The sequence below is a fragment of the Tateyamaria sp. Alg231-49 genome (genome assembly GCF_900143535.1).
In the GTDB taxonomy this organism is placed as follows: Bacteria; Pseudomonadota; Alphaproteobacteria; order Rhodobacterales; family Rhodobacteraceae; genus Tateyamaria.
Genome location: NZ_FRFA01000015.1, coordinates 65,001 through 74,716 on the forward strand (window position 1 = coordinate 65,001; position 9,716 = coordinate 74,716).

Annotated in this window: 9 protein-coding genes, 1 tRNA gene and 1 pseudogene; 6 read left to right on the forward strand and 5 right to left on the reverse strand. The window is 54.1% G+C overall.

All coding sequences use genetic code 11. The features are described 5' to 3' along the window. Positions 1 to 464 precede the first annotated feature (464 nt). Together msrQ and msrP are read right to left on the reverse strand one after the other, a co-directional pair. On the reverse strand, positions 465 to 1,067 hold the full coding sequence (gene msrQ / locus DHN60_RS17995) for a protein-methionine-sulfoxide reductase heme-binding subunit MsrQ (RefSeq protein WP_199913697.1): 603 nt from the start codon (positions 1,065 to 1,067) through the stop codon (positions 465 to 467). Further along, on the reverse strand, positions 1,067 to 1,972 hold the full coding sequence (gene msrP, locus DHN60_RS18000) for a protein-methionine-sulfoxide reductase catalytic subunit MsrP (RefSeq protein WP_108838702.1): 906 nt from the start codon (positions 1,970 to 1,972) through the stop codon (positions 1,067 to 1,069). Before msrP ends, msrQ begins: the two co-directional genes overlap by 1 nt. Positions 1,973 to 2,278: 306 nt before the next feature. On the opposite strand from msrP, the gene DHN60_RS18010 reads away from it, so the two are divergent. Beyond that, complete coding sequence (locus DHN60_RS18010) at positions 2,279 to 2,767, forward strand: fasciclin domain-containing protein (protein WP_108838704.1); 489 nt, start codon at positions 2,279 to 2,281, stop codon at positions 2,765 to 2,767. Positions 2,768 to 2,819: 52 nt separating this feature from the next. Here the strand turns inward: DHN60_RS18010 and DHN60_RS18015 are convergent, their stop codons facing one another. Next, entirely contained in the window at positions 2,820 to 4,070 is a 1,251-nt protein-coding gene (locus tag DHN60_RS18015; protein WP_159089282.1) for a 3-deoxy-D-manno-octulosonic acid transferase, read from the reverse strand. A gap of 210 nt (positions 4,071 to 4,280) precedes the next feature. Between DHN60_RS18015 and DHN60_RS18020 the strand changes: the two genes are divergently transcribed. From DHN60_RS18020 to DHN60_RS18030, 3 genes are all read left to right on the forward strand, one after another. Next, positions 4,281 to 5,006 (forward strand): 3-deoxy-D-manno-octulosonic acid kinase, encoded by a 726-nt coding sequence (locus tag DHN60_RS18020; RefSeq protein WP_108838706.1) that lies wholly within the window; start codon positions 4,281 to 4,283, stop codon positions 5,004 to 5,006. 193 nt (positions 5,007 to 5,199) lie between these two features. Next, positions 5,200 to 6,258, forward strand: coding sequence for a glycosyltransferase family 4 protein (locus tag DHN60_RS18025; RefSeq protein WP_108838707.1), 1,059 nt, complete (start codon positions 5,200 to 5,202; stop codon positions 6,256 to 6,258). Between the two features lie 89 nt (positions 6,259 to 6,347). Next, on the forward strand, positions 6,348 to 7,199 hold the full coding sequence (locus DHN60_RS18030) for a glycosyltransferase family 2 protein (protein ID WP_234423701.1): 852 nt from the start codon (positions 6,348 to 6,350) through the stop codon (positions 7,197 to 7,199). Between the two features lie 150 nt (positions 7,200 to 7,349). On the opposite strand, the gene DHN60_RS22385 is transcribed toward DHN60_RS18030, so the two are convergent. After that, the gene (locus tag DHN60_RS22385; protein ID WP_159089283.1) at positions 7,350 to 7,508 is read right to left on the reverse strand and encodes a hypothetical protein; all 159 of its coding nucleotides are present in this window, start codon (positions 7,506 to 7,508) and stop codon (positions 7,350 to 7,352) included. Positions 7,509 to 7,603: 95 nt separating this feature from the next. Continuing rightward, positions 7,604 to 7,700: transfer RNA gene (locus DHN60_RS22390), tRNA-OTHER, on the reverse strand. A gap of 508 nt (positions 7,701 to 8,208) precedes the next feature. On the opposite strand from DHN60_RS22390, the gene DHN60_RS18040 reads away from it, so the two are divergent. Together DHN60_RS18040 and DHN60_RS18045 are read left to right on the forward strand one after the other, a co-directional pair. Continuing rightward, the gene (locus tag DHN60_RS18040; RefSeq protein WP_108838709.1) at positions 8,209 to 8,841 is read left to right on the forward strand and encodes a MarC family protein; all 633 of its coding nucleotides are present in this window, start codon (positions 8,209 to 8,211) and stop codon (positions 8,839 to 8,841) included. A 708-nt stretch (positions 8,842 to 9,549) separates the two neighbouring features. Further along, positions 9,550 to 9,716: pseudogene (locus DHN60_RS18045) on the forward strand (IS3 family transposase); the annotation flags it as partial.

The following is a 9,716-nucleotide window of genomic DNA, read 5'->3' on the forward strand; positions in this document are numbered from 1 at the left end:
CTGTCCCGCCCGTCTGGCGCCCCGTTGGTGCATCTCTGCGCCGCCGATGAGGGGGGTTCTACGGTTAGTGCCGGATACCCGCAAGTGCTTTTTTGCAGAAACGTCATCTTTTTTCAAAAAAGGCTGTTTTTCGTTAAATAACAGGACTTTAGGTAATCATCTTTCGCGGACCGTACGTCAATTCATTATAAAATTGCGCGCATCGGTGAGAGTTGGGGGTGATTGAAACGCTACATATGGGGTTATCCCCAGACCTATCCCCAAGAGTCCGGAGACTCACCCGTGAATCGGAGGTGAATCAGCGCTCGAGTCGCATGGCGACTCGCCCGATTCACCGAGTCGGGCCAGGGATTCTTCAAAAATTATTGGGAAGGTCGCCGATTCACCCGGCTTTTTGCACGACTCAGGGGCCAACACGGCACTAAGCCAAATTGCACTGTGCCCGATTCCGGGCATAGCACCCTTTAAACTGCCACTTTCCTGAGCAGTGCAGGAACACGAAGCGCCAAAAGACCCAAAATCACCGTCAAGTAGACCAAAGGCTCCAACTGAAACCCTTTGGACAGCCAGATGAAGTGGACAGCTGCCAGAATCGCGACGGGATATGTCAGAAGATGCAGTTTGCGCCACGCGGCGCCCAGCGCGCGCACCGACCGGTTGTTCGACGTCACCGCCAGCGGGATCATCATCACAAACGCGGCCATGCCGATTGTAATGTAGGGACGTTTGATAATGTCGGCCCAGACACGCTCGAGCGACTGGATATCCAGCACTGCCCAAACCAGCAGGTGCAACACGACATAGGTAAAGGCCAAGAGCCCGATGGCCCGGCGAAACTTGATCACGTTTACTCCGGCAAACTTGCGCAAGGGCGAGATGCACAACCCTATAACCAAAAGCTGCAAAGCGATCTCGCCAAGCTCACGCTCCAACGCGTTAATCGGCTCTCGCCCAAGGCCCCCAGTCATCCCCTGATACAGCAGCACAGGCACCGGGATCAGGTACACTATATATACTGCCCACGTGGGGACCTTGCGGGCGACAGAATTGATCCCATCAATCAGCATCAGAAATTCTCGCGCAGATCCATACCTTCATAGAGGCTCGCCACTTCGTCCTCATAGCCGTTGAACATCAGCGTGTCCTGCCGGCCAGCAAATAGACCGCCACCGACTACGCGCTCAGTTGCCTGGCTCCAGCGTGGGTGATCCACGTTCGGGTTCACATTACTATAGAACCCGTACTCATGCCCCAACGCCTTGTTCCAAGCGGTGGGCGGCTCCTGATCCGTGAGGGTGATGCGCACAATCGACTTGATCGACTTGAACCCATACTTCCATGGCACCACGAGGCGCATAGGTGCTCCATTCTGGTTAGGGATCGGTTTGCCATAGATGCCCGTGGCCATAATGGTCAGCGGATGCATCGCCTCATCCAGCCGCAAGCCTTCGACATAAGGCCAGTCAATTACCGGATAGCGCGTGCCGGGCATTTCGTCCTTCCGCAGCGCAGTTTCAAAGGCCACGTATTTCGCTCCGCCCTGGACGCCAGCCAAATTCAGCAGATCGGCCAGCTCAAACCCGTTCCATGGAACCACCATCGACCAGGCTTCTACACAGCGGAGTCGGTAAATACGCTCTTCGATCGTCATGGTCTCCATGATCTGTGCCATGGAGTAATCGCCAGGCGCATCAACCATGCCGTCAATAACGACCGTCCACGGCTCTGTGGTTAGCATATGAGCATTTTTGGCCGGATCACCCTTCCCGGTGCCGAACTCGTAAAAGTTATTGTACTGCGTGATGTCATCCCAAGAATTCGGGACCAGGGCCTCATCTTCGGCACGCGCCATACCTGCCGCACCAACTAATCCAAGCCCAATGGCTCCGCCCATCAGCTGGCGACGGTTCACGTATTCCTCGTAGGGCGTCGCGTCCGCTCGGGTCAGGGTGTTCTTCCAGCGATAGGCCATGCACGTCTCTCCTTGGGTTGCGCTTTGGGTTGTCACATAGATCGGCGCTGGGGCAGAGGAAAATAATAACTGCTCACATGGATGTCAGAGAGCTGTAACCTCACGCGCCAAACATTGATCGGCAGATTCCTGCGTTTTGACATTGTTGTGAGTGGAAACGTGGATGTGGCGCGGCTTAGAGGTCTCCCCGCGCAAATCAAGACTATGTGGGAAAAATTTCCACGTGATCCAAGCACCCTCCTCCGCCGTTTCCCTTACGATGCCGCACGACGGTACTCGCAACCTTAATGTACTGGGAGACACCAAATGATCCGTACCACTCTTCTTGCTTCTGTAATTTCACTGGGCTTCGCTGCAACTTCTTTTGCCGGCTCTGCAAAAATGGACATCGTTGATACAGCGGTCAGCGCAGGTTCGTTCGAAACGCTCGTCGCAGCCGTACAAGCCGCCGGCCTCGTGGAAACATTGAAGGGCGACGGCCCATTCACAGTTTTCGCCCCAACTGACGCTGCATTCGCCGCCCTGCCAGAAGGCACGGTAGAAACACTGCTGCTGCCCGAGAACAAAGACCAGCTGGTTGCCATTTTGACGTACCACGTCGTCCCGGGCAAAGTGATGTCGACAGACCTCTCTGACGACATGGAAGCGACCACCGTACAAGGTGAGTCTGTCACAATCGATCTGGACAACGGTGTGATGGTCGAAAAAGCCACGGTCGTCAGCGCCGACATCGAAACCACCAACGGCGTGATCCACGTGATCGACACCGTGCTCCTGCCCGGCGCAGACAGCTAATCAAACCATCAGGGGCTCCGTCACCGGGGCCCCTCGACGCGCTCGCACTCTATCAAGCGCGCTTTGTTGCCAGAGCCCGCTCCACCAGATCTAAATAGGTCGAAAGGCAGTCTTGTGTCTGCGCCATGTAGTCCAATCCTGCACGCGCCATCTTGCTCGCTTTATCTTCGCCCAAGTGGTTCAAAACTGCCGTCCCTAACCCCGCCGGCTCCCCGATCTTCAAAGCAGCACCCGCTTCACCAAGCGCTGCATAGGCACCCGCAAAATTCTTGACGCGGGGGCCATATAATGTAGCCGATCCAAAGCTGGCAGGTTCATATGGATTGTGCCCACCTTCATTCCCAAAGGAACCGCCCAGAAACGTGATGGGCGATAGCGCAAAGAATGCACCGATTTCACCAAGGGTATCGGCAATATAAATCTGTGTGTTTGTTGAAATCTCGTCGCCAAGGCTCCGCCGGGCAACTTCAAACCCCTGATCGTTCGCCAGTTGATGCAGCGGTTCGCCCCGATATGGGTGGCGCGGCGCGATGATAAGCAATGCGTTGGGATGCGCGTTCACCACTTCTAAATGGGCTGCAAGCACTGCGCCCTCATCCGCAGGGTGAGTCGACCCGGCCAGCCACAACGGGCGCGCGCCAATTGCATCAGACAGAGCGTCCGTCACAGCCGCAGGTGCTGACAGTTTTGGCAAGGTCAGCCGAAGGTCCGGCACCACGTGTATCAATTCGTCTGGCAGACCAAGCGCGCTCAGATCTTGCGCAACAGACCGCGAACGGCAGGTGATCAGCGAAAACTGTGCAAGGAGGAATCCAAAAACTGCCGGAAAACGCGCGCGCGTCTGCGAGTGCCGCGCATTAAGTAGAATTTGCGGCACGCCTCTTTTGCGCAGTCCCATAACCAATCGCGGCCCCAAATCGCCCTCAACAAAAATCGCGGCTGATATGGCCCACGTATTCAGAAAACGCCTGACGGCCGACGGCGTCTCAATCGGTACGAACCGATGAAGTGCATCAGGCATATTGCGTGCCACCCAATCTGCTCCGGCAGCAGTCGTGGTCGTCACCAGTATTTTGGTCTTTTCCGCCTGTGCCAGATGCTGTGCCAAAGGGCCGATCTGCATGACCTCGCCCAGACTTGCCGCATGAAACCAGATGACATCGTTGCTGGAAGGCGCGCTCTGATGACCCAAACGTTCGGTGAACCGTTTTGGGTCTGCGCCCATCCGCCGGTGCAGAACCCTCGAGAGAAAGACAATCGGGTAGGCAAGGCACCAAGACGCCAGCATCCAGATTTGCAACATCAACGGAGTTCGCTTTGGCACCATATCGTTGTCAGCAAGCCTTTGTAGTCTTGACGCAGCCCCCGGTCAGAGCCGTCTCTTCATCATGATATGGATACACCTTTGCAGCCCAGTGGCCAGTGGTTCCTGACCCCGGCGAACTTGTGAAATCTCTGGGACGCCCCTAAGAGGGATTGAGTAAATGAGCAGATCAAAGCCGGAGCATTTGGAATGGCGACGCCCTCGGACCTCGGCCTGAACGGCACGGTCATCCGCTTCGATACCAGCATCCTCACACCTATGGAGCCTAACCTGTTCGACGCAGCGTGGCTCAAAGAAAACCAGTTTTGGCGCGGCAGCACGCAGGGCAGAAGCAGTGCCCATTTTCTCAATTATGCAGATCGCGACATGGTTCTGCGCCATTTTCACCGAGGCGGCCTGATTGGCCGGGTAAACCGGGACCTTTATTTGCGTACCAGCGCCGAAAAAAGCCGGGCGATGCTCGAATTCGACCTGTTAAGCGAGATGCGTCACGAAGGGCTTCCCGTTCCTCGTCCAGTGGCTGCGCGATTTGTTCCGACTGGTGCCTTTTACCGCGCCGACATAATAACCGAACGCATTCCCAACGCGGAACCGCTTCAGGACGTACTCAAGACCAAAAGTCTCTCCAAGCAACTTTGGATCGACATAGGCGCAGCGATCAAGAACCTGCACGCGCACAAGGTTTATCACTCAGACCTGAACTGTCGGAACATCATGATCGATACGCATGACAAAGTCTGGTTCATTGACTTTGATAAGTGCGAAAAACGAGAAACGGGCGACTGGATGCAAGCCAACATCGATCGACTCCACCGGTCGCTGAAGAAGACTGCGGCAGCATCCAACGGCCTGAACTGGAACGACGAGGATTGGGAGCACCTTTTGGAGGGTTATGCGGGCCCGGCGGCGAACTAACCCTTGAGCAAGCACTACGCATTACATCCAGCAAAGACGACTGCCGCATCCGCAGATTCCAACCGGCCCCAGCCTCGCGGCGAAGCCACCTAAATCCAAGCCTTTTGTGACGTTCAAGTTCTTATGGTATCCACCAAGGCCATTCACTATGAGAACGGGCAAATAATGTTGAACAGGCGATCAGGATATAGACATGCAGGTTGACCCAAATACGATTGATGTCATCGCGCCAAACCTGAAACGCCGCTACTCGGGTGTCTCTTCAACCGTATTCCGGCTGGTGCCAGTGCAAGCCAAAAAGATTGCTATCGCAACCACAGGTCCCCTCCTGCCGGAAGATGCGCCGCAATTTCGACCTTCAAAATTGATCTCAATGTCGCGTTCAGGCCCTTCGGGTTACCGCGTTTGGCATTCCCGCCGGAATATCGAAATGCTGGTGGGTCTGATCCTGAAGTATGTGTTGCGCAAGCGTATCAAGCTGGTTTTCACGTCAGCGGCGCAAAGACGGCGTGGTGAATATTCGCGATGGCTCATCCGGCAAATGGATGAGGTGGTCGCAGCCTCGGGCAAAGCAAAGTCCTACCTTGGCGTTCCAGCCACTGTTGTCCTGCATGGGATTGATGCAGAAGCCTTTGCGCCATCAAAAGATCGCCGCAAACTGCGTGCCGAACTGGGTCTCGATCAAGACGCTTTGATTGTTGGCTGCTTTGGACGGATCAGATCGCAAAAAGGAACTGACCTGTTTGTCGACGCAATGATCGAACTGTTGCCCCGGCATCCAGAGGCGCAAGGGATCATAATGGGCGGCGTTACGCGTGAGCAGCAAAGCTTTGTCAACGACCTAAAGGCCAAGATTGAGACCGCTGGCCTTGCCGATCGGCTGCGCATACTGCCCGAAGACAAGGGCTTTACCATCGCCCCTTGGTTTCAAGCCTCAGATATCTACGTCGCCCCGCAGCGTTGGGAGGGCTTCGGACTAACCCCACTTGAGGCAATGTCATGCGGCGTTCCTGTCGTGGCAACGCGTGTCGGGGCGTTCGAAGATCTGGTCGTGCCAGAGGAAACCGGATTTCTCGTCCCACCCGAAGACATCAAGCAATTGATCGAAGCAACGGGCAAAATGATGGGAGACGCTGCCTTACGCCAATCCATGGCAGACGCCTCACGCCGCAAAGTAGTCGAACAGCATCAAATCGAGCACGAGGCAGATGCCCTCATCGCCATCTACCAGCGCCTCATTGGCGAAGCCTAAGGTCTCTATTTTGAAACTGTCTGGTACTCCGGTGCGAAATGTCTGACCTTCTGAACACATACTGCTAACACAGCAGGAAGGAGCCCAGATTGCCCACCAGTTCAGTTACAATCATCACAGTGAGCTACAACAGCATGGCGGTCTTGCCCGCCATGTTAAAAAGCGTTCCCAAGGGCACACCGGTCGTTGTCGTCGACAATGCGTCTTCTGATACGGATCCGCTAAAGGCTCTGACCGACGAATATGGTGCAACGCTACAGCTGAACGAGGGCAATGTCGGCTTTGGCCCGGCGTGCAACCAAGGTGCGGCCAAGGCCGAAACCGAATTCCTGCTTTTCCTTAATCCGGATGCCGAACTGCAAGACGGCGCGCTTGACGCCCTGCTTGAGGCGGCCAAAACCTATCCTGACGCCAGCGGTTTCAACCCAAGGATATTGGACCAGAACGGGAGCCAGAGTTTCAAACGCGGTTCCAAGATAAGGCCCAATGAACGGTTGAAAGGGCCTGTACCGTCAAAAGACGCCGAGGTGTCCGTCCTGGCTGGATCCGCCATCTTTTGCCGCCGGGCTTTGTTCGAAGAAATCGGCGGTTTTGACCCCGCGATTTTTATGTATCACGAAGACGACGACCTGTCGCTGCGGCTGCGCGAACATGGGCCCTTGATGTATTGCCACAACGCAAAAGTTGTTCACCTTAGCGGTCATGGGTCACCGCGCTTGCCACAAGTCGCTGCGTTCAAGGCCTACTATTCGGCCCGATCACGGGCCTATGCACTTGGCAAATATGGGCATCCGAGACCCAAGCTGGCGACATTGGTGGCGGCAGTGTTCAGGGCGCTCGGACCAGACACGCTGTTAATCAAGAGACGCCGCGCGAAAAACATCGGCTACCTGAAGGGGGCGCTGAGTGCCTTCAAGGACGGCGGTCGAAACACGCCTTAGTCGGCAGCAAAAAACCACATCCAGCCAAGCAAATACGCTCAGACCCAGTATAGGTTGATGTAAGGTCTGGTGATTTGTTCCGCGCGGTCCGGAAGCGCTTCAAACACAGGGGCATAGCGCGCCGGATCCTGCCGCTCAGGTGGAAGCCCTTCAAACCGCGCTGCCCGATTTCGATGCGATGGACCTCGACCCGCTCATTGCCGATCTGAGCAGGGACGCATCCCAGACCATCGAAGCGCGCGAACCATCCTGCGGGGTGGCGATTGTAACGAGGAAAAGCATCTGTTTGAGTTTGGCGGATGTAACCATCTTGCGGGGCGGTGATTTCAAAGCCCCTCGCCCTTCCCAGAGGGGGCTTTTTTTGAACCTTTGATGGGCTGAAATACGCAAAATCCTTATTTTTATGGCGACCCCGGCAGGGTTCGAACCTGCAACCTGCCCCTTAGGAGGGGGCTACCAAAAACTATTTTACCATTTAGAAATATATTGTTAACGGATGCCTCAAAAGTCCTGTACCTACTTTGTACGGCTCCAGTGAGTAAATTGAAGTCAAACCTTCAATCTACCGCCGAAACCTTTACCAGTGGGTTCACTTCCACTTTGGCGTCCTTTTACATCGAATGAACGGCAATGGTCGTAAGAAAAGGTATTTCTTAAAACCGCGCGGCTATCGAGCATGTTCGAAGGATTCTAGGGTCTCTGTGCATCTTGGACGACGCAGAGCGGACATTAATTTACGAGCTGTTTAACGGCAGCTGGCCGCTTTCTCCTTTAGCAGACCTTTGCTGCGGCTTGCACCAATGACTTCTCTGCGGACGGAGCGGACGTTCGCCGCATCGTCAACCAATGTCCGAGTTGCGGACGAACCAGACTTCAGAAAATGATGCTCTGACATATCCATATTTGCATGTTAGGTTGCGTGGAAAAGTGCGTTTTTCAAGGGATATGAGCACTGATGGGACAGAGCAGCAACGCGCAAACAAAGCTGATACATAAAGGTTGAATGCACATGGACTATTATGAGCTAACCAAAGCCTTTGGCGCGTTCTTCGCGATAATGAACCCCTTCGTAAATCTACCGATCTTTCTTGCATTGACGACGGGGTTTACCGTGGCTCAGCAGAGAATGCTTGCTATGAAGATCACTTTGTTCTCTGCCATTATGTGCGCAGTGATCCTGTTTGCCGGGCAAAAAATCATCGGCTTTTTTGGCATCACTGTTGATCAGTTCAGGATCGCCGGTGGCGCGGTTCTGGCACATATCGCATGGTCGATGTTGAACGGGAAAGAAGTCACCTCGCATCATGGGACGGATAAAGAGCAGACCCATATGTCCGACTTGTCCGCGCTGGCCTTCTATCCGATTACCTTCCCTATGATTGTCGGCCCCGGAACGATAGCGACTTTGATAATCTATGCTGGTCATGCAAAAGATCTTGAAAGCTTGATCGCGATTGGGGTCGTGGTCAGTATGATACTCGTACTGTTGTTTGTTGTCCTATTTTTTGCGTCATTCTTTGGCAAGGTTCTAACCAGCACGATGCGCGTTATCATGACGCGTCTGATGGGCATGATTTTGTTGGCGATTGCAGTGGAAATGATCGTGGCGGGTGTCACGGTGGTATTGCCTGGTCTTGCTTAAAGAGTAACCGATGAAGTTTGCGCCACTCATTGATCAAATGGAGCCACGCGTTCTTGCTATGGGTGTCGACCCAGCAGAGTCGGGATGCAAGCGCGGACACTTTGCAAAAGTGATTGAAACGCGGATGTCTTTGTCAGACAACCTGCGCGCTCATCCAGTTCGCTCTGCGTACGAAGCTCTGGAAGGTTCAAGTGTTTACGTCTCGGGAGGGGAGACCCGAAACCACTTGAACCTTCGCAATGAAAGCCGCTGTCGTCAGACTGAAAACACATGGCGCGCCATACTTACTCGTTACTATTTACACATCGGGCCACACACACAGGCGGCTTACTCTCTACATTACCGAGACACCAAACACTGTCTCGATGAGTAATGAATACTTGGCCGGGTTACTTTCGAACAACTCATCAAAATTTCACTCAAGCGCACATGATTTCATACTATGGTTGGATGATTTATTTACCATCAGTTTGAGGCGCCTCCAAGTTGCGTATGGTACTGAAAATAATACATAAAACTCAGAACCACTTAGATCTGATGTCGCGCGCCGCAATCCTGCCACAGAGTGGCCACAACAATGACATAAAATGACCTTGGACTTGTCATGTTTGCAAGATGAAACTGTCTGACGTCAGCGCTTATGGGTCCAAATAGGGCAAATTGCTAAGAGAGTGTTCTTGGCTCATCGTAACCACCGAGGAGTGGAAGATGAGACAGACCAATGGAACACGCAAAAGCTCAGGCGAGAAGATCGTCAAAGACATCAAACGAGCGACCCGCAAGCATTACTCGTCCGAAGAGAAGATCAGGATCGTCCTGGACGGTCTGAGGGGCGAGGACAGCATAGCTGAGCTGTGTCGTCGTGAGGGTATCTC